General features: G+C 43.2%; 23 protein-coding genes. 17 read left to right on the forward strand and 6 right to left on the reverse strand.

The window, feature by feature from the left end; genetic code table 11:
* The first annotated feature begins 144 nt into the window (after window positions 1-144).
* The 9 genes from EWE74_RS10780 (at window position 145) to EWE74_RS10820 (ending at window position 9,828) form a co-directional block, all read left to right on the forward strand.
* Window positions 145-2,226, forward strand: a complete 2,082-nt coding sequence (locus EWE74_RS10780) for a hypothetical protein (RefSeq protein ID WP_130141556.1) — start codon at window positions 145-147, stop codon at window positions 2,224-2,226.
* A gap of 14 nt (window positions 2,227-2,240) precedes the next feature.
* Window positions 2,241-3,038, forward strand: a complete 798-nt coding sequence (locus EWE74_RS10785; RefSeq protein ID WP_130141557.1) for a DUF3575 domain-containing protein — start codon at window positions 2,241-2,243, stop codon at window positions 3,036-3,038.
* Window positions 3,039-3,084: 46 nt separating this feature from the next.
* A complete protein-coding gene (locus tag EWE74_RS10790) occupies window positions 3,085-3,996 on the forward strand; it encodes a hypothetical protein (RefSeq protein WP_130141558.1) in 912 nt (303 codons plus the stop codon).
* 39 nt (window positions 3,997-4,035) lie between these two features.
* Entirely contained in the window at window positions 4,036-4,638 is a 603-nt protein-coding gene (locus EWE74_RS10795) for a penicillin-binding protein activator LpoB (RefSeq protein ID WP_130141559.1), read from the forward strand.
* Between the two features lie 88 nt (window positions 4,639-4,726).
* Complete coding sequence (locus EWE74_RS10800) at window positions 4,727-6,856, forward strand: hypothetical protein (protein ID WP_130141560.1); 2,130 nt, start codon at window positions 4,727-4,729, stop codon at window positions 6,854-6,856.
* Window positions 6,857-6,862: 6 nt separating this feature from the next.
* On the forward strand, window positions 6,863-7,246 hold the full coding sequence (locus tag EWE74_RS10805; RefSeq protein WP_130141561.1) for a hypothetical protein: 384 nt from the start codon (window positions 6,863-6,865) through the stop codon (window positions 7,244-7,246).
* A 181-nt stretch (window positions 7,247-7,427) separates the two neighbouring features.
* Window positions 7,428-8,192 (forward strand): LuxR C-terminal-related transcriptional regulator, encoded by a 765-nt coding sequence (locus tag EWE74_RS10810; protein WP_130141562.1) that lies wholly within the window; start codon window positions 7,428-7,430, stop codon window positions 8,190-8,192.
* 103 nt (window positions 8,193-8,295) lie between these two features.
* Window positions 8,296-8,793 (forward strand): OmpA family protein, encoded by a 498-nt coding sequence (locus tag EWE74_RS10815; RefSeq protein WP_130141563.1) that lies wholly within the window; start codon window positions 8,296-8,298, stop codon window positions 8,791-8,793.
* A 12-nt stretch (window positions 8,794-8,805) separates the two neighbouring features.
* Entirely contained in the window at window positions 8,806-9,828 is a 1,023-nt protein-coding gene (locus EWE74_RS10820) for a hypothetical protein (RefSeq protein WP_130141564.1), read from the forward strand.
* A 56-nt stretch (window positions 9,829-9,884) separates the two neighbouring features.
* Here the strand turns inward: EWE74_RS10820 and EWE74_RS10825 are convergent, their stop codons facing one another.
* On the reverse strand, window positions 9,885-10,514 hold the full coding sequence (locus EWE74_RS10825; protein ID WP_130141565.1) for a putative polyvalent protein kinase domain-containing protein: 630 nt from the start codon (window positions 10,512-10,514) through the stop codon (window positions 9,885-9,887).
* Between the two features lie 189 nt (window positions 10,515-10,703).
* Here EWE74_RS10825 and EWE74_RS10830 point away from each other — a divergent pair, with 189 nt between their 5' ends.
* The 6 genes from EWE74_RS10830 (at window position 10,704) to EWE74_RS10855 (ending at window position 14,553) form a co-directional block, all read left to right on the forward strand.
* Window positions 10,704-11,312: a hypothetical protein gene (locus EWE74_RS10830; protein ID WP_130141566.1), complete on the forward strand. Its 609-nt coding sequence runs from the start codon at window positions 10,704-10,706 to the stop codon at window positions 11,310-11,312.
* A gap of 29 nt (window positions 11,313-11,341) precedes the next feature.
* Window positions 11,342-11,743 (forward strand): hypothetical protein, encoded by a 402-nt coding sequence (locus tag EWE74_RS10835; RefSeq protein ID WP_130141567.1) that lies wholly within the window; start codon window positions 11,342-11,344, stop codon window positions 11,741-11,743.
* 16 nt (window positions 11,744-11,759) lie between these two features.
* Window positions 11,760-12,263: a hypothetical protein gene (locus EWE74_RS10840; RefSeq protein WP_130141568.1), complete on the forward strand. Its 504-nt coding sequence runs from the start codon at window positions 11,760-11,762 to the stop codon at window positions 12,261-12,263.
* A complete protein-coding gene (locus tag EWE74_RS10845; protein ID WP_130141569.1) occupies window positions 12,260-13,291 on the forward strand; it encodes a formylglycine-generating enzyme family protein in 1,032 nt (343 codons plus the stop codon). The genes EWE74_RS10840 and EWE74_RS10845 overlap by 4 nt, the downstream gene beginning before the upstream one ends.
* Before the next feature lie 177 nt (window positions 13,292-13,468).
* Window positions 13,469-14,101: an outer membrane beta-barrel protein gene (locus EWE74_RS10850; RefSeq protein ID WP_130141570.1), complete on the forward strand. Its 633-nt coding sequence runs from the start codon at window positions 13,469-13,471 to the stop codon at window positions 14,099-14,101.
* Window positions 14,102-14,217: 116 nt separating this feature from the next.
* Window positions 14,218-14,553 carry a MerR family transcriptional regulator gene (locus tag EWE74_RS10855; RefSeq protein ID WP_130141571.1) on the forward strand — a complete coding sequence of 112 codons (336 nt, stop codon included), beginning with the start codon at window positions 14,218-14,220 and terminating at the stop codon, window positions 14,551-14,553.
* 10 nt (window positions 14,554-14,563) lie between these two features.
* Here the strand turns inward: EWE74_RS10855 and EWE74_RS10860 are convergent, their stop codons facing one another.
* Window positions 14,564-15,058, reverse strand: coding sequence for a metallophosphoesterase family protein (locus tag EWE74_RS10860; RefSeq protein ID WP_130141572.1), 495 nt, complete (start codon window positions 15,056-15,058; stop codon window positions 14,564-14,566).
* Window position 15,059: 1 nt separating this feature from the next.
* Window positions 15,060-15,767, reverse strand: a complete 708-nt coding sequence (locus tag EWE74_RS10865) for a tRNA1(Val) (adenine(37)-N6)-methyltransferase (RefSeq protein WP_130141573.1) — start codon at window positions 15,765-15,767, stop codon at window positions 15,060-15,062.
* Window positions 15,768-16,072: 305 nt separating this feature from the next.
* Between EWE74_RS10865 and EWE74_RS10870 the strand changes: the two genes are divergently transcribed.
* A complete protein-coding gene (locus EWE74_RS10870) occupies window positions 16,073-17,236 on the forward strand; it encodes a hypothetical protein (RefSeq protein ID WP_130141574.1) in 1,164 nt (387 codons plus the stop codon).
* Window positions 17,237-17,413: 177 nt separating this feature from the next.
* Here EWE74_RS10870 and mutS read toward each other — a convergent pair whose 3' ends face one another.
* Window positions 17,414-20,020, reverse strand: coding sequence for a DNA mismatch repair protein MutS (gene mutS / locus EWE74_RS10875; RefSeq protein ID WP_130141575.1), 2,607 nt, complete (start codon window positions 20,018-20,020; stop codon window positions 17,414-17,416).
* A 112-nt stretch (window positions 20,021-20,132) separates the two neighbouring features.
* Between mutS and mtgA the strand changes: the two genes are divergently transcribed.
* Window positions 20,133-20,867 carry a monofunctional biosynthetic peptidoglycan transglycosylase gene (gene mtgA / locus EWE74_RS10880; protein ID WP_130141576.1) on the forward strand — a complete coding sequence of 245 codons (735 nt, stop codon included), beginning with the start codon at window positions 20,133-20,135 and terminating at the stop codon, window positions 20,865-20,867.
* Window positions 20,868-20,888: 21 nt separating this feature from the next.
* Here the strand turns inward: mtgA and EWE74_RS10885 are convergent, their stop codons facing one another.
* Together EWE74_RS10885 and EWE74_RS10890 are read right to left on the reverse strand one after the other, a co-directional pair.
* Window positions 20,889-22,235: a DUF5125 domain-containing protein gene (locus EWE74_RS10885; RefSeq protein ID WP_206365201.1), complete on the reverse strand. Its 1,347-nt coding sequence runs from the start codon at window positions 22,233-22,235 to the stop codon at window positions 20,889-20,891.
* On the reverse strand, window positions 22,232-23,719 hold the full coding sequence (locus EWE74_RS10890) for a glycoside hydrolase family 30 protein (RefSeq protein ID WP_239018622.1): 1,488 nt from the start codon (window positions 23,717-23,719) through the stop codon (window positions 22,232-22,234). The genes EWE74_RS10885 and EWE74_RS10890 overlap by 4 nt, the downstream gene beginning before the upstream one ends.
* Between the last annotated feature and the right edge of the window lie 7 nt (window positions 23,720-23,726).

Here is a 23,726-nt window from a genome sequence, read left to right on the forward strand (position 1 = left end):
CAAAGATAGGATTTTCCGTAAAAATACCCAGTAGTGGGTATTTCAAGTTTTATTATCCCGTTGTAGGTTTGCAAGGGTAAAGATTTGTTGAAATATAAAGAAAGCTACTGAAAGAAAGCTACTGACAATCTAAGATTAAATATTATGAAGAAATTCCTTTTAAAAACAAGTTGGCTTGCGCTCTGCTTCTTGACCTTGGTTGCCTGTGAAAAGGACAACCCGGGTGCGGATGAGGACGAAACACCAACAATCGACGAGACCACTTCCCTCAGCAAGAAATCCGGGCTTCCCGGGCAGATTTTTGAATTGACAACAGCGAACAAAATAACCGGAGAGAACTACCTTCTCCGAATCGGCAGCGAGGAAGTACCTGCCTATAAAACAAGTAGTAACACGTTGGTTTTTTCCTTGCCTTATTTATCACCCGGAGACTATTTCATCGATCTCAACATCATCGATGTCTATTTAGGCCAGCTACCCATCAAGGTTGATCAGTACACCCCCATTGCCGACATTGACCAGACATACAACGAGATCATGGCCTGGGTGGAAGACAAAGACGCCCCGGTAGCCGACCAGCAAATCGAGAACCTGATCAACCTGCGCATTGAACAAGCATTTAGCAGACTGACCGACGACGAGAAAAAAGCACAGCTCTTTCAGGTAAAATCGTTCATGGAGCAGGTAGAGCATGAAACAGCCGCTCTAGAGAAAAGTCTCGCCGCAACAGCAGTGGACGGCCAGCTCAATGGCATTAAAAAAAAGAGCAGCGTCAGCCTGAAATCATCTTCTAGGCCTTACCGCAATGCAAGGATGCAGGAAATCAACCGCCACGCTGCCGATTTTCTTGCTGCCGGCATGACTATAGGAGCCATCGGAGCCGTCGGTGTTATCGCCTCCTGGGCTAGCGGTCCGGCAGCACCAGTTGTGGGGACATTCTATGCCCTCGTCATGGTTAAGCAGGTAGGCCGGATGCTCGGTATCATGTTGGATTCTGTCGTGGGTATGAAAAACGTTGTTGGCATAGCCATATCGGATGCCTTTTCTTTCCGGGCGCACCATGTCAGACAAAGTACATCACCTTCAGGTATCTCTACTATGAGCAATGGAAACAGCATCGTATTCATCAAGGATACCCCTCAGGAAGTTGACATCACCTTCACCTTTGGCAGTGTGGCCTTGGAGCTTGAATCGCTTGTACAGAGTGAATTCTTCGGTAAGTTCTTTGCTACCTACCACAAATTTATTGAGCTCTATACACCCCTGTATAACGGGCAGCAGAAAGTGCAGCAGCTTCTCCTGACAGAACAGCAGATATTTCCGCCACCATCAGACTTCATGCCTACGGACTTTGTACAGGAAGACTTATCCGTAGACGCCGAAGAGATCAGTATCACAAATATCTCCCCGACAGGGCTAGATATACAGATCGCACAGGGAGAAAACGGCATCCTTTTTACGACAAGCAGTGCAACTATCATCGATAGCGTCGATATTTCCTTCGATATAGTCTATACACAGGAAGAATTTGAGCATACCGTTACCCAAACCATAAACGCATCGTATGACGGACGGGAACAGGAGACTTACCGCCTCGAGGTTGCCTCCGGCAATGAACAAACCGGGCAGTATGGCAACAAGCTGAAAGAGGCATTAATGGTTAAAGTGACTAATCAAAAAGGCGAACCCATGGTCAATGCCAAAGTCAACTGGCGTATAGTCGGTGGCAATGGACAAGTGATACCTCACGCCGATACGACCGACAGAACCGGAACCGCATACGCCGACTGGACATTGGGCACATCTGGAAATCAGGAGGTCATTGCCGAACTGTTGGACAATCAGGGATCGGCTATCGCTGAGGTACGATTTATAGCAGTAATTGAGGAAAATGATCTCGCGGGGGTATGGGTTATGAGATCTGCCAGAAGATGGGGATGGACTTGGGGAGAGAATGAAGATGGTGTTCGCGAGCGAAAACCTTATGATGGCGTGGAAAATTCTAGCGGACTCTCGATTACTTTAAATGAAGATTATACTTGCATTGTTATCGATGAAGATGGAGCCCGTTCCCAGGGTATCTATTCGACCAATGGAAGTAAACTGATATTGATGAATACGGAATATACGTATTCTTTGACAGGGAATACGCTAAAAACCATGTTTCGTCATGCAGATGCTTATGGCGAACATAACTCGGATACAACCTTTGAACGAATACGATAAAATAACCATATATAATGACTAAACAATTATTTATTGCCATACTTGTAGCATTAGCACTGCTTCCGATCGAAGCTGGTGCTCAAACCCTACCTTCCAACGAAGAAGCCGAAAAAAACATCGTCAAATTCAACCTGCTCACCTTGCTGGGTGGAAAGTTTGCTTTCGAATACGAGCGACTGTTAACCGACCACATCACGGTTGGTGCTACATTAAACTTACGACCAGAAAAAGGGATTCCCTTTAGTTCTACCGTAAAAAACATCGTAGATGATGATGAACTGAATAACCTCATCGATAACTTTAAGAGTTCCAATTTTTCCATCACGCCAGAGGCTCGTTTTTACACTTCCAAAAGAGGACCTTTCCGCGGATTCTATATTGCACCCTACGTCAAATACGCCAGTTATGGAACTTCACTGCCCTTCGATTTTGAGGTCGACATAGAAGATGGAGGAACTGACGTATACAGCCGGACAGAGACCATCCCGTTAAAAGGAAGTATTCAAGCTTTTACCGCGGGATTCTCCCTGGGCACCCATTTTAAGCTATCCCGCAATATCTATCTGGATTGGCGCATATTCGGACCGGGCTATGGTACAAGCAAAGGGAGCGTCAAGGGGAATATGTCATTGGACACTGAAGAACAACAGGAGTTACGCGAAAGTTTAGCAGATCTAAAGACCGATTTAGAAGACTTGCCCATAGGCATTAAGATCGACTATGATGTACGTGAGGATGGTGCGGACATTCATATTTTACGAAGCCCGTGGGCTAGTATCCGAACAGGCCTGTCCATAGGATATCGTTTTTAAACAAAAAAATAAACATATATAATATTAACCCTTAAAATAAAGCAAGATGAAATTCACTTTTTTCACCAGATTACTGTTCATCATAACAACCTTTTCCTTGATATCAATTTCCTGTTCAAAAGATGGAGATGACGATGGCGACATAACTGACCCAACAGAAGAACAACTACCTACCAACAAGCAGGATGCCGAAACGAAAATCCAAGGCAAGTGGGATGTTAATGCCTCTGGTGAAATACGTAGCGTGGAATTCCTTGATGGAGACACCTACGTATTGGAAGTAACCAGTTCCTCATCATTAGCATCACGCAAAGCTATGCTGTCCGCCCGCGCCACACTTTTCAGCGTCACCGGTGGATTTAAATCCGAAACAGGAGGAAACAGCTCTACCCAGAAAATATACGGCAAATTCAGCGTCAGCACAGACGGTAAGACAATTACTTTAGACGATATCGCGCGTATCACCATCAGCGGCATCTCGGAAAAGAGTTTTTCATTTACCATCACCTTTACCGAAAACAACCGTGAACAAAGCGTGTCCGCGACCATCGTCGCACCTGTAGCTACCTCGCAAAAGACGCAATTACTAGTCGGCAACTGGGGGTTCTCAAGCTGGATGTACTATGAACCAGCGGACGTACGGGTTTTAGAAAGCAAAGGGTTCAAACCGCAAGATGAAGGATTTACATTTACCGCAACGGGAACGATGATCATGCGGTATATAAATTTTGAGCAAAGCAGTTCCGACGATCCCGAAACCGGCCTGCCCAGCGAAGTGATTACGAACATAAGTCTGGACGCCGACGTTTACTCCTGGGAATGGAAAGACAGCCAGCAAACGGTTGTTAAGGTAAGCAGGAATGGAGAGACGTTCGAAATAACGATCGAGAATTTGACACAATCACGTCTGACCGCACGTCTTGACAACGACAATAATTGGGTATTGGAATCATTGTAAAGGTAATACCAAACCATTCAATAACATAAAAATAAAAAAATGAAAAAAAATCCTATTGTATACCTCGGCCTCGCCTTGCTGCTTGCAGCAAGCTCCTGTAAGACACCCCATGTACAACGTATGTCCGAAAATTCGGTAACCGATCTCAGCGGACGATGGAATGAAACAGATTCCAGAATCACGGCTGAAGAAATATCGGCAGAATTGGCATCCCACCCTTGGTACAACACCTTCTCGTCTACCAACCAAGGGAAGAAACCCGTCATCATCGTCGGTATGATCACCAATAAATCGCACGAACATATCCCTACAGAAACGTTCTCCCTAGATATCGAAAAAAGCATGATCAATTCCGGAAGAATCTCCGTGGTACAAGGTGGAGGCAAACGGGAAGAGATACGTGCTGAACGTGCAGATCAGCAGAACTATTCCTCAGAAGCAACTATGAAGAGTTTCGGCCTAGAGAAAGGTGCTGATTTTATGCTGCAGGGAACCATCAATTCAATCGTAGATCAATATGGAAAAGAGAAGACAATTTACTACCAGATTAACTTAGAGCTTACCCATTTGGAGAGCAACGAGAAGGTGTGGATCGGCGACAAGAAAATCAAAAAATACCTCGGCAACAAACGCATGCGGTAAGACAATTATACACCACCATACCCGTTCAGTAACAGCTTTCTAGGAGCTGTATGGTGGTGTATTGCCCTAACTTTAATCTAAAATGGATATGAAAAAATTATTGACCCCCACCCTTTCACTACTGACCGCACTTGTCCTCGCTTCTTCCTGTGCCACTACAGGAAGATATCAGGATAAAGCCAACGAAGTATTTGAAAATATCGAGTTTGCTGATTTTGATCAGGCGTCGGCTAGGATCGATCAGATCAGTTTCTACCAAAAAGACCGCAACAGGCTGCTATATCTGCTGGAAAAAGCAAAGGTCGAGCACATGCGCGGAAATTACCGGAGCAGCAACAGCTATTTCGAACAGGCCTATATCCTTCTGGATGATGGCATCAAAAATTCCGTAGGCCAGATTGCCCTTTCCAATCTTTCCAACCCCATGATGACCAAATACAAGGGGGAAGATTTTGAAAAGGTCATGCTCCACTATTACAAGGCGTTGAATTATTACTATCTGGGCATTCCCGATACCGCACTGATCGAAGCACGGCGCATCAACATCAAACTCAATGAACTGAATGACCGTTATGAAGACCATAAAAACAAATATCAGTATGATGCCTTTGCGCAGGTCCTGCAGGCCAGTATCTACGAGTCTACCGGGCAGCTGAACGATGCCTTCATTGCCTACCGGAATGCAGAAAAAGTCTATGATGACCATGACGGCGTCTACCTCGATGTATCCATGCCCGAGCAGCTGAAAAAAGATCTGCTGCGCACCACAAAAGCACTCGGCTTTGGTGAAGAATATGCACATTACAAAAAGAAATACGCGGATGTCCCGGAAGATGAACATACCGCCGCGGCCATTGTCTTCTGGGAAAACGGAACCGGCCCTAAAAAGAGCCAGATGATGATGACGGCCAACAGCTTCGAAGGCGTGTTCGTCGGAACATATAGCGATGACCAAACGCAGATTGTTATCCCCATCCCCGCTGGTGTTAATATAGGCTTCAATGCTGTAGCATTCCCCGAATACATCAGCGGAAAGAACTACTTCCACCGCGCCAGTGTAACGATTGACGGACAGCCGAAATACTTTGAACTGGCAGAGGATTTCAATGCTATCGCCAAACAGTCCTTAAAAGATCGTGCTATGCGCGAAGTCGTTCAAACGGTAGCACGGTTAGCGACAAAAAAAGCCGCTAGCAAAGGACTGAAGATGCTGGCCAATCATTATGGGGGAGGCTTAGCCGGCGACATCGTCGGTACCGCCACGGATATTGCCGGAGCTGCTATCGAAAAGGCCGATACCCGAAACTGGCAGAGCCTGCCTTCGCAGATCAGCTATGTACGCGTCCCCCTGCCCAACGAGGGAGAGCAGAAAGTAGTGATGACGAAATATGCCGAAAATGGCAATGTAGCTGATACACTGACGTTGAAAGCTGGGAAGAACAGCCACTTGATCAGCCTCTTTGATATGTCCAATTCCGGGTATTACGGGCAACAGGCTGTTGCATCCGCAAACGCTCCGGTCAATGATTATGCAATAGCAGGAGCTGAACAGACGATAGCAACTATAACTAGTAGACAAGACCCCATCGCAGCCCCCAAGGTAAAAGAACCGAAAATGATCCCCGATGATGTGATAGATTATACAAGTTTCGGTATCGCCGCATCGATTGGCTCAGGATCGTTTGCCGAGGAAGGAGCAATCGCCGACGCGCTGGAATTCATCGGAAAAACAACCTGGCAAGCTGAAGCACTATTAGGATTTAACAAAGGGACAAAACGATCTGTTTTTGGTGTATCGTTAGGTATTGCCAATTACGTTGACCCTTGGAGCTTTGATGAAGAAGCACCGGATAAAACCACCGATTTAAGCCTCGGGCTTCTCGGCAAGTTCTATGTTGCACCTACCAAAGGATATTACTTGACCGGATTCAATTTCTTTTTTCAGCCGTCAGTCCGCTACAGTATCTCCAACAACCTCAAGTATTCGTTCGAAGATTATGATGATTATGGATACACTACGGAAACATACGAACACAGCAAGCCTTTTGACATTGGCATCAAGACGGGGGTCGGATACACCTTCCCGATGAGCCCGGATAAAATGAGCAGATTGGGTATATCCATTTTCGGAGACGCCGGATTTTTAGAAAGAAGTGACTGGGGCAATAAAACGGGATTCTTTGGCCTTCAACTTTCTTATGATTTTGGAATAAAATAAGCATATATGAAAACATTACTGACGTTATATATGATCATCTGCTCACTTAACAGTACCGTACAAGCGGAATGGAGCAACTGGAAGAAAAGCCCCTGTTATGACAAGGTCGAATATCGATATAGATATATACGTACACATGGCACTCGTCAGATTTTCGAAATACAATTCAAAAATCGATATGAGCGAACGATTTACTTCGATTATGCGTTGGCAGGTTCCAAACAGGACGAAGACATGCATCACGCCCGGCGAACAAGCTTACCGGCCAATCGAGCATCAAAACCCGTCCAGCTGTTTAGTAATTCAGAAGAGTTTCTCATAGAGGTCGGGCGACTGAACTTCTCTCCTTACGACACGGAATATGAAGAATGTGATCCGGAAGCAACATAAACGATCATCCTATCTAAATGTGAAAGCGAGCTGTCCAACCTAATATAACAGACCTGACAGAAAGCTAGTTAAGCATTAAACTTGCTCTCCGGACGGCGTGGAGAATGGGAGTATTATAAAATAACCGACAACAAGTAACTACATTTTCCATAACTTTATAGTTCTATCTAACTATAAAGTTATGGAAATTCTCAGCTTCAATAAAGCAAAGGAGATATGGCAACGTATAGTAAAGTCTGATGATGACGAGGGGTTTGTCTTTGAACTGGAAATGCATCGCCGGTTATTGGATCTTTTCCACGTAGGTCCGCATTATTACTATATATTTAACTGTGGAACCGGTGAATTTGAGGTTTTAGATGAACGTGCATCGAAAGTGACCGGGTACCCGTTAGATTCCCTTTCTCCAAGATTTTTAGTGGACAGGCTGCATCCGGAAGATGTTTCCTACTTTTTAAATTTTGAAAATACCATTACGGATTTCTACTTCAACTTACCTGTCGAAAAGATACTGCATTATAAAACTTCCTACGACATCCGTTTTCGCGCGAGTAACGGCAAATATATGCGTATGTTACAACAAGTCACACCTATTCAAACAAGTGAAACGGGTTCTATTTTCCGTACGCTTGGTGTGCATACCGACATCTCCCATATGAAACAGGAAGGTAAGCCCGTGCTAAATATCATAGGGCTAAACGATGAACCTTCTTATTATAATGTACAGTCGAATGTTGTTTTTGAACCTGTAAAACCAATCCTAACCAAACGCGAACAAGAAGTCTTAAATTTAATCATCGAGGGAAAAATGTCAACAGAAATTGCCGATTCGCTTTATATCAGTGCCGAAACCGTAAAAACGCATAGGAAGAATATATTACGCAAAAGTGGAAGTAAGAACATTGCTGAGCTGGTATTACTGGCGGTGGATAAAGGATGGTTATAGCTGGTTACGCTCCCTAGTATATTAGAAAATACCCACTAGTGGGTATTTTCTTGCTGACGAAAAGCCTCTAATTTTAACCCTAAAAAAATAAACTGAGCAAGTCATGAAAAGAGTCTACATTATTATTGTCATGCTAACATTACTTGTTACAGCTTCCGGGATAATCTATAAACGTATACGATACGAGCAAAGCGGTTATATTGATGGGCGGGGAGCCGCACGGGCTATGTACGCCATCGAAGCAAACAACCACTTAGAAAAGCTCACGAAAAATATTCGATTTGCATACGACACCTCCATATTGCCCTCGGAAAGCTATGCCGCGCTGGACAGTGTTATTACTGTCATCAAAACATACGAAAAGGAAGGCTTTCGTTACATTTTCCACATACATAGCCACCAACAAAACCGCAACGATACACTAGAAACGGCCTATGCACAAGAGGTAGCATCATCCATCAAACAATATGTGGTGAACGCCGGTATTTCAAGCGATATCATCAAAGCGGTCGGTATTGGGCGGAAAAACCGTCTCTGCCTGGACGAAACCGAACCGGATTGCTTCCGTCAAAACAACCGATTGGAAATCCATGTTGATTAACTATATATGATCATGCACGCTATCTTACGCCCTATTTTCTTTCTTTGCTTATGCTTTCTAGCCGTGTCCTGCGGAATCACATCCAAAAGCCGGCTCCAACAGCTGCCCACTGCATTACCTCCGGCAAGTTATCCCAACACACACTGGCTTCCCACTATGGAACAAACCATAAAGCCCGATAAAAATGCGGTATATGCCAGCCTCCCCCTCCTTTGGTCTGCTTTGCAGGAACAACTTGGAAAAGCCATTCAGGCTAGCGAACGATCGCAGACTTTACAACAGCTTGCTCATGCCACGGTGGACAAAAACAGTGTCAATGAAAAACAATTTCAAACAGCTGTACACCGTGACGAAAACACCATATCCTTAACGGCAACGTTAGACGTCACGCTCCTGTTTGAACCGTATTTTGAACACATGGCTACCAGTGCCACGTTTAATGGTATACCGGTGAACTCATTCGGTATGAGCAAAAATTCCTTTGACCGTCTGCATAAGCAAATCGAAATCCACCGCTATCGCGACGATGATCATTTCATTATCGGTTTACTTCCAACCGACCGGAAACAACAGGTTTTAATCTACAGAACCGACAAGAAGTACCCGACATTGGCCGCTATGTATGTCGATCTTCAAGAAGAAATTCAGCACGGGCGGGCGGACATGACTGTTCCGGATCGTTTATGGCGTTATAGCTGGACACCTTATGACCGCGTGGTCATTCCTCGGGTAGCCTTGGGTGTTCAAGGGGAATATCCGCAGCTATCCGGCGGTGTGCTACAAAATGGAAATGAGCAGCTGACATTGGCTAATGTACAGCATAAAACAGCCTTTTTGCTGAACGAAACAGGCACCAAACTGGCAGTCGAAATGGACATTGGGGTGGATATAGATGGTCTGCCCCGAGGAGGCTCTAAACCGAAAAACATAATACTGGATAAGCCCTTTTATATCGTCGTCAAAAAACGGGACGATAATATTTCGCCATATCTGGTGCTATGGATCAGCAATACGGAGCTATTGGAGATAGATTAAAAGTATTATTAATCGGGTGCCGAAGAAGATAAAAGATTATTTTATTAACGTTTCATTTAGTTTGAACTCCAGAAATGTCCAGTTAAATAAAAGACCGTATCAATAAAATAGAGCATCCCATTTTGGGTAAGTACATTTTCATCGTGTAGGTCTTCTAATATAATCCCTAATTCAGCATTAAAATAGTCGTTATTACGGGTATTTGTAAAACCATTTTCTGTCAAAAAACGCCTTACATTCTCTAATTCTGTCGGAGCAGTTGCCTTCACAAAGGGCTGCTGAACAACAGCATATAGTATTCCTCGCTCTTTTACAAAGCCCAGAAGTTCATATGCCGTATCGGCAAAAAAATAGTTATGAAGAATAAGGTTCTTAAAATAATCTATCCAAGAGTTATAGTATATAGCATCGTTCAACTTAAAGACGTGTCTTTTATCTTTTAAGTACACTCTTTGTTCAGCGCCCTCGCTCACGTAGCATGAAAAATCTACATTTTCCATCCAAAGACCGTGTTGCGCACAAAACTTTTCTATATGCGTTTCTTCTTGTTTTTTGAGGTGCTTTTGGTCTTTAGATCTTTTGCTTGTTGACGTGCTTTCTCTAAGGTAACCGGCAATTGCTTGGATAATTGCTCCATACCTAACTTGACTCTTTCCTGAAATGATATCGAGTAATTCATCTTTCATTAAACCTTAACAACTATTACAAATATAATAAAAAATTCGATACTTGAAAAATACCTTTCATTGGGTATTTTAATAGATAATGGAAACCTTTAATTTTAGCCCAATTCAACAATTAGATTGAAAACAAAAGTGGATGACGATCCTTGTTTTGCTTTTGTATGGCATAAAACGAACCGAAAGAACATCACGATGGATAACAACAAACGCTTACTTTTAGAGCAACGACGCCAACAGCTACAGGTCGAGATAAAAGCGGAAACCTATATTGAACGCTATATAACACCTGTGCAGGAGATATTTGATTATTTACGCCAGCAAGAGGTTACATACCAGATCGCCGGAATCGTATATGTACCTGCAGAATATCTCCTTTATGTAGAACAGGCTATTACGAAGACACCCTACGATACCTATGGGTTCCAGTCCACCCATCTGCAAAAGCCCTATTTGGAACAGCTGATTGACACGATGTTCAATCGGTTCCCGTCTACCAACCCACTGCGGTATGTACCGGATCTACCGGAATATGCAAATTACAATGGCGTACGACCGGAAAACGGCTTCCGTGATGGATTACAGCAAGTAATGCAGGCACTCGGTCTACAAGACCAACAAGCATACATATATTACCTAAACTACGGGGTTGTACTGCAATTACCCCTTGCCGCGCTTTCCAACCACGAACACGAAGAACTGTTCAACGGCTGGCATGGTGAGGTCTTGATTTTCCCCATTGAGCTGGAGTGGCTGATCGTTTTTACATTGGAAGAAGAATGGTTAGGGGGTACTGGAGAATAGAGATTGGAAATTGGAAATTAGATAGGAGGATGAAAACGGACAAAAAATATAAAGCCCAAAATAGGAGAACTTCCGTTTGTATCGGGATATTATGCATGTTGTTAGCTATTCAAAGCTGCAAAAGAGAAGATATCCCTCCATTTACAATACATGTATATAATGCATACGATTTTGATATTACACTGTTTGGGTCGGCCAATCGATGTGATTACGGTGAAGATCGGGAGACAAACCCCTTGTGTAGGCTCCGGGCAGGCGAACAAAGAGCATACGAAACCTATGGCCCCGGTCGTCCTTTTACAATCACGACCTATAAAACGGGGACAAAACAGGAAGTGGGCTCTCTATATTATGTAGGTAAATCGGGCAAACATTATAGATGGGAGGTAGGTGAAGATAATCCCGTTGTAGAAATTCCAGAAAGAAGATAAAAAAATGATTTGTTCCATGTACACAAAGACGTCCTTGATTCTATTTTGGTTATTGTTGACCGTACTAGCTACACGCTGTCAATTGACCAGCGGAAATCAAATTGTTTATGCAGCAACACCAGACACCTCCGACCTTTACTTTACCCCCACTATGCAAGAGGTGCTTCCAGCAAATCAGAACGCTTTATACGCAGCTAGCTTCCCGTTCGCCTGGCAAACTATCCGCAAAGAACTTCGCTTATCGGATGACGTAAAAACGGAATCTAAAGACCTCCGTATGCTCGATGGCAGCGAAACGGTCAAAGACGCATTGAACGAAGACGGCATCAGCATGAAAACAGAGGCAGAAATCATCATCAATGATGGTGCTTCTCCTCCGGAAGAAACTCCAGTTCCCAAAAGACTCGTATTCGATAAGCCTTTCTACATCGTCATGAAGAAAACGGATAAGAAGAATCCGTACATGATACTGTATGTAGCCGATGCATCCCTATTAGAAAAAACAAATAATAAAACATGAACAATCCAATAACAAATACCTTATCCTGTTTTATACTCAGCCTGCTGAGCAGCATAAGCCTTGCCCAGCCGGCAAGCTCGCTGAAATCCTTTTTGGAAACGCGTTTGACCGAGTACATCGCCCCGTCAGATTTCGCGCAATATTTTCGCTTTGCCGACACAATGTTTCCCGATCGCTTTACGGTCATCCAGCAGAAAAACTCGATCTACACCGAGTACGACCTCAAACTGACACAAATCAAGACGATGGATATTATATCGCATGATACCGCTGTCGCCTTGGTACTGACTTTCCATACGCCGTTAACAGTTGTGCTGCGCGATGATATCCATGGTGAGGAAACCGGTACCGAAGAACGCCAAATACTAACCTTTCCGCTCGGGAGCTATCGAGAAGCCCTGCATGTACAGCGGGCATTACAGGACTCCGACAATAGACTCAACTTCCGTATTCGAAAACAAGAAGCGAACAAAAGCTATCCGGAGATGATGCCTATGCCGGAAATCAAAGCCCGTCCGGTTTGGCTGGGCAAATACCCGGTTACCGTGCAGCAGTATCGCACTTACTGCAAAACGCAACAAAAACCGATGCCCCCTGCTCCGCCCTGGGGCTGGCATGCCGACCATCCGATAGTAGGAATCACCTGGAAAGAAGCAAAAGACTATGTGCTGTGGCTGAGTAAGCAGACAGGACATGGGTATGATCTGCCGCCCAAGCATGTATGGCAGTATGCCGCATTGGACAACTTGGAGGAACGGGTGATCGATGAAGTCGCCTGGTGGGGTGAAAATGCAGCGGAAAGCACGCAAGCTGTCGGGCAAAAGCTACCGAATGGCTTTGGGCTTTACGATATGCAGGGCAACGTATGGGAATGGTTGGACGAACCAGAAGATAATAAACAGCGCACCGCGGCAGGAGGCAGCTGGGACAGTCATTTTGCGCAATGTCAGTGGAACAGTATCACACAATTGTATCCCAACGAACGGGATTTCAGTATAGGTTTCCGAGTCGTACAATACCAACGCTGAAAACATAAACCTCCGTAAAAGGGAGGTATATATATCCATTCCGGTTTATCAAAGAGACTTGCGCGTGTAACGGCATGTCAACAAGAATTTTCAAAATACCCATTACTGGGTATTCCATTGCTTGGCAATCACGTGTATCTTTACCATCTCATTACACGATAAAAACACATTATTAACATGAAGAAAAACTTACAATTATTGGTCATCTGTATATGTCTGTGTGGCATAGCACACGCCCAGCCCGGCAAAACAATGTACGGAATTAAAGGAGGTTTAAATCTCCCCAATATAAAAGGTCTGCATGAAGAATCCATGACATTGACTACATTTCATGGTGGTCTGTTTTACAATTTCGCGTTCGCCCCCCAATCGAGAGGTCGTGCACAGTTTGAGTTGTTGTATTCTGCGCACGGGGCAGATCTACGTGACGATAAGCAAGAGATACGGCTGAATTATCTTGCCCTCCCGATTTCCTTACAGCTCGGATTGGGAAGGAGCGACCGACCATTTTTGGATAACGTGTATCTAGAAGGCGGAATGCAGTTCGGTTATTTGGCCGCTGCTAAAATGAAAGATACAGAAACCAAAGAGAGCATAGACCTCCAAGATTATTACACCACTAAAAATCCAGATGCAAAATTATCTAAAATAGACGCTGCTGTTTTTGGCGGAATCGGCATTAATTTATCTTACACTTATCAAATCAGTTGTCGATATTTATATGGGCTAAATTCTTTTGTAAACTCTTCTAGTACGGAATACGATTTTTCCAATAGCGTATTTCAGTTATCAATGGCCTTTGCTTTTTAGATCATATTCCTGCTTATCTTGTAACGTAGAACAATGACGCGGAGTTGTTGGATATATTTTAAAATCCAAACTTAGATTGTATATTTGTTTGTTAAGGTTACAAATTCTTGGAAGATATGCCGTACAAAGAACGTGAAATAAACAAGCTATACTATACCATGGGTGAAGTGACCGCCATGTTTGGTGTAAACGCATCACAGATACGCTTTTATGAGCGGGAGTTTGATATTATACAACCCAAAAAGAACAAAAAGGGAAATCGCCTTTTCACGCAAGACGACATCGCTAATCTAAAAATTATCTTCAATCTGGTAAAAGATAAGGGATATACATTGCAGGGAGCAAGAGATTATATCCGCTCCAATAAAAATGAAGTAAAAGAGAACCAGCGGGTTATTGATTCGTTGGAACGATTAAAAAAGTTCTTATTAGAGGTTCGGGATAGCCTGTAAGTTTTACGAATTATCGTACGCCCAACTCAATTACTTCCAGGTTTTCTATTTTATCGCCGTTGATATCAAAACGCATTAACGTGCGTACCTTATGCCAGCCTTGTTTACCGGCGGCACCGGGGTTGAGGTGCAACAAACTCAGTTTTGGGTCAAACTGTACCTTTAGGATATGAGAATGTCCACAGATAAAAAGTTTCGGCGGATGAAGAACAATTTCCGGCTTTACCTGCACCGCGTATCGCCCCGGATAACCTCCGATATGCGTCATCCATACATCTACCTCTTCGCAATAGAAACGTTGATGCTCTGGGCATACTGCACGTACATCCTTTCCATCAATATTACCCCACACCCCCTTAAAAGGCTTAAAGGCGGCTAGTGTATCGACGATGGCGACCGATCCAAAATCTCCTGCATGCCATATCTCGTCACACCGTTCGAAATATTTAAAAACGGCATCATCTAAAAGACCGTGGGTATCCGATATAAGTCCAATTTTTGTCATGTCAGAATGCTAAAAAATAAGGCTTTAATAATGTTTTATAGTCGGCAGAATAAATACCTCTTTCTGCATAAATATGAAAAGCCTGTGTTTCCAAGAGTACTTCTTTCTTTCCAATCCCCCATATTTTCCGAATCGGCAATTCCTTCGAAAAAGACGATATGGCTATTTCATCCTGCACATACAGTTTATAGTCAGCAAGTATAGGCGCAATTTCTTCGTCTGCCAACGCGACCGGAATGATCAGTTTGAATTGCCCGTTATCTGTTAAGTAACGCGATACAAAAGACAACAGTTTTTCAAAAAACAATATGTCCGTATGTTTTGCTAGACGTTTTCGCGTATCGGGATTATGAAGTGAATTCGTATAAAACGGTGGATTCGATACGATCAAATCATAAGCTAATTCCGGTTGGAGATCAGCAAATGAACCTGGAAATACCTGCAGACGTTCTGCAAAATCTGATTTTTGAAAATTAATATTGGCTTGCTGACAAGCATCTTCTTCAATTTCGACAGCATCGATAAGGGCATGCGGATGACTTTGTGCGAGCATCAATGCAATAACACCAGTACCCGTTCCGACATCCAATATGCGTCTTGCTTCCGGAAAATTAGTTGAACTTCCCAACAATACACCATCCGTATTGATTTTCATCGCACAATTACCTTGATCTATCTCAAACTGTTTAAAACGAAAAATTGAACGCATACTGCAAAAGTAGCTTTTCTTATGCTCCTTTTTTAGAAAAAGGAGCGCAAACCGACTGAAAGGAGCTCATGAACACCAAAACAAACACTTGTTCATAAAATCGTCGCTTCAAATGTTTTACATCTGGGATGGTACTAAGGATGAATTGGTACAGTTGTAAAACATTTGGATGCGACATTCATGTTTAAGGATGGGACAATACAATTGTATGATAGGATAAACATAGGAGCTTTTTGTTTCTTTTTCGCGGAGAAAAAGAAAAATAAACAATTAATTCCGTACTTTGGTTTGCGATTTGTTGCACCATGGCTAAATTTTTAACATTTCTTCTGTTTATACAGCTTGCTTCCCTTCCCATGCATAGTTATGGGGAAGAATACCGGGTATCTAGAAGATGGCAAGATTGCGAACAGGTAACGAAAGTAGCTTTGGACAAGCTGGTTGATATTCTTCGCAAGAATGATTTTGAACAACTGGAAACTGTCTTAAATACCATTCAAAGCGTATGTGGCGAGAATGAGTTTACACAGCGTCTTCGCATTCTCCGTGCATTGGTGGAGAAAAAAACTACCGGAGATATCATCGCGGATTATTTAGCAAAAAATTACCAAGAGATATTGGTAATGCGTTGGGATTATTCGGTAGAAGAAAAGTATGTGGAAATATATCAAAACAACAAAGCAGATTTTGATTTTGTTCCCTTAAGACACCCTATTGATCCGCTCATCAAAAAGAAAGCGTTAGCACTTTTAAACTCCCCTTCTTATAATTTGACCGAACAGGAAGAGAAAATTGCGCTGTTGTTTGCCGACGATATCGATGCGTTTTATGAACTTCATGGCGGGATTTCTCCGTCGGTAGTACCAAGTGAGGACAAGCCAATAGCCGGATCTCCCGATAAATATCGACACGGCGTGAGTATTTATGCTGGCGCTGAAATTCCATTAACTGGGTCCAATCCCGTATTTAAAACAAGCCCCACTCTCGGTGTTTTATTTTCTTCTAGACTCTCCAATCCCTTTTTGTTTGAAGCGGGTTTAAAGGTACGTATCAATACCAGCCATGACAGGGAGGTGGAATATAGGCTATATGACGACGTAGAAATCATCAGATCAACTGCGAGTCTAGGTATTGGCGGGACAGTCGGGTACAAGATTTTTGACAATGATAAATTTATTATTGCGCCTAAGGCTGGGCTATTCTGGGAACTAGCAACCACCGGGTTGTCAGAAGTCAATGAAAGCTATTACGATGATGGTTATGACTATTACGAAACGCAGAATGTTCGCTATTTCTATATCAACACGATGCGGAGTACCCTGGCACTGTCCGTTATGCGCCATCTATCGGGAAAAACCTATGTAGGACTAGAAGCTGCTTATCATCACGTCCCCTACAACTGGGATAGTAATCTTCTGACGTCGGTTCAGCCAAATTACGGTAGTTTGCAACTGTTTTTCAGGTTCTAATATAGGGGACAAGAAACTTAAGGATTAGAAAAAAATGCACTATCCTCCCTTAACCCTAAAAGGTCGCATCCAGATGTTTGAGGTATGTAGAAACTCCTTCTTAGCACTATCCACTATCTCAAATATCTGAAGCGACGAGGTTTTTGCCAACTTTTTTACGGGAAAAAAGTTGAAAGTCTAATTTTTTAATAACCGCTGTATCTCATCCAGCTTCATAAGCGCTTCTACCGGTGTCAGCGTATTTACATCCAGATTATTCAACATATCCCTTATCTTTTCCAAAACAGGATCATCGATGGCAAACATTTGTAACTGATACGCTTGCTTTTGCATCTTGCGCATACTATCTTTAATCTGCTCTCCTCCTGTACGTTCTTGCTCCAGCCGTTTCAAAATTTCATTGGCACGTCCGATTAGCTTGGGGGGCATCCCTGCTAATTTCGCTACGTGGATACCAAAGCTATGTTCTGACCCACCGGGAATTAATTTTCGCAAAAAAATCACCTTATTATTCATCTCCTTGACCGTCACATTGAAGTTTTTGATACGTGACATGGAATTCGTAAGTTCATTAAGCTCATGATAGTGTGTCGCAAAGAGTGTTTTAGCACGAGCAGCAGGGTGGTTATGCAGGAATTCTGCGATAGCCCATGCGATGGATATACCGTCATAAGTACTTGTTCCTCGTCCGATCTCATCCAATAATATCAACGATCTGTCAGACAAGTTATTCATAATACTGGCGGTTTCATTCATTTCCACCATGAACGTTGATTCTCCTGAGGAAAGATTATCCGAAGCACCCACCCGGGTAAAAATTTTATCTACTAAACCAATAGACGCTTCTTTTGCCGGCACAAAACATCCTATCTGAGCCATCAATACAATTAGGCCTGTCTGGCGCAACAACGCCGATTTACCGGCCATATTGGGTCCCGTGATGATAATGATCTGTTGGTTTTCGGGGTCTAATAAGGTATCATTTGTAATATAATCTTCGCCTATTGGCAGATGTTTTTCAATAACGGGGTGTCGCCCTCCCTTGATATCGAGTACTTTTCCTTCATTAAGTTGGGGTTTGACATAATAGTTCTTCTCCGCGATCAATGCAAAGTTCAGCAGTACATCCAACTTAGCTATCAATTGCGCATTCAGCTGAATGGGTTTGATATAGGCGGCAATATCAAGCAAAAGCTCGGCGTAGATACGATTCTCAATAGCTTGTATTTTTTCCTCCGCTCCCAATATCTGCTCCTCATACTCTTTCAGCTCTTCTGTAATATAACGCTCGGCGTTTACTAACGTCTGTTTCCGTACCCACGATGTTGGCACCTTATCCTTATGCGTATTTGTCACCTCTAAATAATAGCCAAAAACATTGTTGAACGCTATTTTCAAAGAAGGTATACCCGTAGCTTCCGATTCTCGACGCTGAATTTCTAATAAATAATCTTTTCCGCCGAAAGCTACTTTACGTAGCTTATCCAAATCCTCATCCACACCGTTTGCAATTACATTCCCCTTATTCAGTGCTACCGGAGGTTCTGCTTGAAGGGTTCGCTCCATTTTGTCGCGGATGATCTGGCATACGTTCAACTGCTCTGAAATGACACGCAATGCTTCGGACGCTTCTTGATTAGTCAACGCTTTCAGTTTTTCTACGACATATAAGGCGCGCTTCAATTGTGTAATTTCGCGAGGATTCGCTTTTTGAAGACCAATTTTAGAAATCAAACGCTCCAAATCACCAATCTGCTTGATTTCCCTTATCAGCTCGTCCCGGAGTTCGCGGTTATTATAAAAATATTCCACCACGTTCAGTCGCTCATGTATAGACTTCAAGTCCTTCAGTGGCATCACCATCCAACGTTTTAACAGCCGTGCACCCATAGGTGAAGCGGTTTCATCAAGTATATCGACCAACGTCGCCGCATTTTCGTTTGCGGAGCCAATAAGTTCTAAATTACGTATGGTAAAGCGATCCAACCACATATAGTGGTCTTCCTCTATACGGGAAATATTCGATATATGTTGTAGATTACGATGTTCTGTTTCATTGAGATAATGCAGGGCAACACCTGCAGATAAGGTGCTTAAAGGCATTCGCTCAATACCAAAACCCTTCATGGATTTAACTTCGAAATGCTTCAATAGTGTTTCCGTAGCGTAATCTCCCGTATAAGGCCATTCATCTAATGTATAGGTATAATACTGGCCACCAAACTGCTCTACAAAATCTTTATATTGTTTTTTGGGCAAGATAATCTCCGTCGGTTTAAACCCCTGTAAAAGTTTATCTATATAGCTCGCACTTCCTTGTGCTACCAAAAATTCCCCGGTAGATATATCGAGAAAAGCCACACCATATTGCCCTCTTTCATTAAAAATCGATGCCAAATAATTATTAGCTTTCTGCTGGACAATGTTGTCGTTATAGGAAACCCCCGGTGTTACAAGTTCCGTGACACCACGTTTAACAATAGTTTTCGTTTGTTTGGGATCTTCCAACTGATCACAGATAGCAACACGTTGTCCTGCCCGCACCAATCTGGGCAAATAGGTTTCCAAAGAATGATGTGGAAAACCGGCAAGTGCTGTTTCCGATTCGGTTCCATTTCCCCGCTTAGTCAATACAATCCCCAAGATCCCGGCTGCTTTAACAGCGTCGTCTCCAAAAGTTTCGTAAAAATCGCCTACTCTAAACAGCAATAACGCCCCTGGATATTTCGCCTTGATCGTATTATATTGCTGCATTAAAGGTGTTTGCTTCTTCGCCTTTGCCAATGGTTTTATGATTTTTAATGAACCGTAAAAATAAGGGAAATGATGTGATTTGGCAAGGTGAATGATATTTTGAAAAAAATCTTCTAGTTTTGCTTATCGAACCAGAAAAAAAATGGCAATCAAACGGTCATCAACGAAAAAAAACACGAGGAAAAAAGCACCCCGTAAGACATGGCGCACAGCGGTCAAAAAATGGTCGATGCGTCTTATCATTGGCTTTTTCGGACTTACTATTACCTGGGTATTACTACTTACCTTCATCAATCCTCCCCTCACTTATCTTCAAGTCAAAAGGGGTTTTGAACGAAAAGCTGTCGGGAAAGAATGGAAAATAGATAAAAAATGGTTGTCCTATGACGATATGTCTGACAATCTCAAGCTTGCAGCGATCGCCGGAGAGGATGCGTATTTCTTAACGCATAGCGGATTTGATACAAAAGCCATCGAGAAAGCAATGGAAAGAAACAAAGCCGGAAAATCGTTACGGGGAGGCAGTACCATCAGCCAACAAGTGGCTAAAAATGTTTTTCTCTGGCCGCAACGTTCTTGGTTACGAAAGGGACTGGAGGCGTATTTCACGGTGTTAATCGAGGCGTTTTGGAGTAAGAAACGTATACTGGAGGTATACTTAAATGTCATCGAAATGGGACAAGGGGTATATGGAGCTGAAGCAGCAGCACAGTACTACTTTCACAAATCTGCTAAAAGCTTAACCAGAAAAGAAGCTGCACTTATTATCGCTATTCTGCCAAGCCCTCAAAAGTGGGATGCCAAACGCCCGTCAGCTTACGTTAACCGACGGGCGAATAGCATTGTAAGATATATGGGACATTATCGTATTCCGTGACAACGATAATCACCGGTACCTTTAACGTTTCGCGAAAGAAACTACTCCATTATCATTTCCTCCTGTTAAATCGACCGTAAGTACATATGTGGCGCCTTCCTCCAATGTCACACCATCAGCAAGCCCAATATTCCAACTACTGGTTAGTTTTATCAAGCTTTCCGAGCCTGCTGCTAAAGTCAGACTGCTGAACTCACCACCCCAGCCGTTCTGGAAGAAAAATTTAAAATCTAAATAATCTGTGCGGAAACGTTGTCCGAGTGATGAACCCTGCTCCGGTCCGGCAATACCGGTAAATTGATACTTTTTAGCTGAAATTTCAGCTACACAGTACGCCGCTCCCGGATTCCAGCCAAATTGTGAATCCAATGAAGGTGAACCTACACCCCAACCCATCAGCCAAAGCGCTCCATGCCCATCATCACCAAGCGTTGCTTCGTTCTCGCCTTCCATACGGGCAATCGCAAAAGATTTCGATTCCGTGTCGGCAACCACACGATATTCCCCACTCATCGGTAAGAACGTCAAACCACCATCCGTTCCTTTTATAAAATAATCCGGATCGACCCACCATTCGGCCAGCTCAACACCTGTGACCTGAATGGTTTGTCCCTGCGTCAGCGTCTTTTGTACATAGTAACTATCAGCATCCAAAGCGATCATATCCTCTCCATCAAACGTCATTTCCACCAAAGGTCCGTGCTCATAAGTCAGGACATTGAGGGTAACCTCATAAGCCGTTTCCGTACCGGAAAAGCTGATCAGATCGGCGGTTTCCCCTACGATTATTTGATTATCAACCGATTTTCCGAAAATCAGCTCATTACCGTTCTCTCCTACTTTTGGCGATTTTATACGTGCACGGAGTGCTTGCGGAAAATTGCCGGTTACGCTATAATGATACAGTGATTCTTTCTCCATCCGATACTCCTCTCCATCCGAATCCACTAAGGTCAAGTAAGGAAAGTCCGGACGGGAAAGTGCCAGATCTTTCTGCTGCTCGTTTTTCACCATCCCGACATTTTCCAGCACGAATTTCAGTTGTGCTGTTCCATCTGGAATATTTTTCAAGAATGGTACATAAATTTTACCATTGTAATTACCGTATTCCTTGGTACGGATAATCGTTTCTGAAACCAGATCACCACTGAAATACAATTGCGCTTTTAACGTAGACAAGGCCTTTCCATCATCCGATACATGCACATTAAAAGGGATACTATCGCCAAACAGGGCCGTTGTAGGCACCTCGTTTAACGTCATAATCGGGTTTCCACCCCCAAGAGGATATTCATAGTCTTCTTTACAGGCTACTACCGCAACCAAGCAGAGAAAAAAGCCTATATATTTCTTTATCTTGTTCATCATTTCCAAGTATATGAAACCACCGACTGTGCCGGAATTTCTGCTCCAAAATAGTTTGTTCCATCCGAAAAAGTAATACGTTTATCCGCCGTGTTCTCATTGAGCAACACCACCGCATAGCTGTTGTCTGGATTCTTAAAAGCTGACAGCACAACTCCATCTTCCGTAAAACCTTCCGTACCGATACGTAATGCGCCAGGTTTTACCACCGATGAGAGGTGCCCTACAATAAAGTAATGTGAATTTTTCTTTATCGTTTTATAGTCTGTCGAACTGATATCTACCGCTCCGAAACAAGTTTGACAACCTCCGTCCCGGTTCGGACCCCGTTCTGAATCTAACATCAAATTCCAAACGATAACACCACGACACCAGTTGTTAACCGTACCCAATGCGACCTCTTTCATATCCTCCAAAAGCCGTTTTCCAAGATTTTGACCGGTATTCCAGGTACCGATAGATGTTTCCGTGAACACCAGCTCTTTTTCGGGCGCTTTGGTATGTATATCCAATAATTCCGCTTTATCACCTCCATAATTATGATAAGCTGCTCCGGCAAAATAAGCTGCCGCCTCCGTATCCTCATAAATCTTAGCGGGATAATCGTCCTGACTACTTATATTGTCGTAATTATAGTTATGGTCAAAAGCATATATTTTTGCGCTGATGCCCGCTTGCTGAAACTTAGGTCCCAGTGCATCGCGCACAAAATCACGTTGTTCGTCCCAATACATCAACATAGAAGCCGAGTTTAAGGGATTCAAGGGTTCATTTTGCGGCGTGATGGAATAAATTTCAATGCCTTCCGCTTTCATAGCCTGAATCCACTTTACAAAATACGTGGCGTAGTCTTGATAATATACAGGATTCAGATGACCACCGGTCCAGGAATCGTGTGGTGCCAAATCCGTTAGATTATTTACTTTCATCCACTTGGGGGGTGTCCAAGGCGATCCCATGATTTTGATATCGGGATTAATAGCGAGAATTTCTTTCAGAATCGGAATAACATATTTCTTTTCTTCTTCCTGCAAAGCAAAATTTTCAATACCTGGTTGGTCGGCCAAGGTATATTCACTCATGGAAAAATCTGAACAGCCGATCGCGATACGGATATAGCTTTGCCCCATACCCTCATTTACATCGAACGTCTCTTTCAGAAATTTTGTCCGGTCAGCCTGTGTCATCTTCAACAGGTTATACGCCGTCGAACCGGTTATCGCAGCACCGAAGCCGTCCATCGTCTGATATTTTACATGCTCGTTCAGTAAGATAGTGCGTGGCGACATATTTACATCGGAACCGAAATCGACATATGTTTTTCTAAACTCTTGCGTACGCGCTGCTGTCGTTATATAAACGGTTACATCGCCCGAAGTTGGGCCTGGTAGATCCGGCGTCACATCATTTTTGGTACTCGATCCGCAAGCCATAACCATCATACTCAGCAGATTCCCTAATATCATTTTCTTCTTGAATGTTTTCATCTATTTT

The sequence above is a fragment of the Sphingobacterium corticibacterium genome, assembly GCF_004208525.1.
GTDB classification, from domain to species: domain Bacteria; phylum Bacteroidota; class Bacteroidia; order Sphingobacteriales; family Sphingobacteriaceae; genus Sphingobacterium; species Sphingobacterium corticibacterium.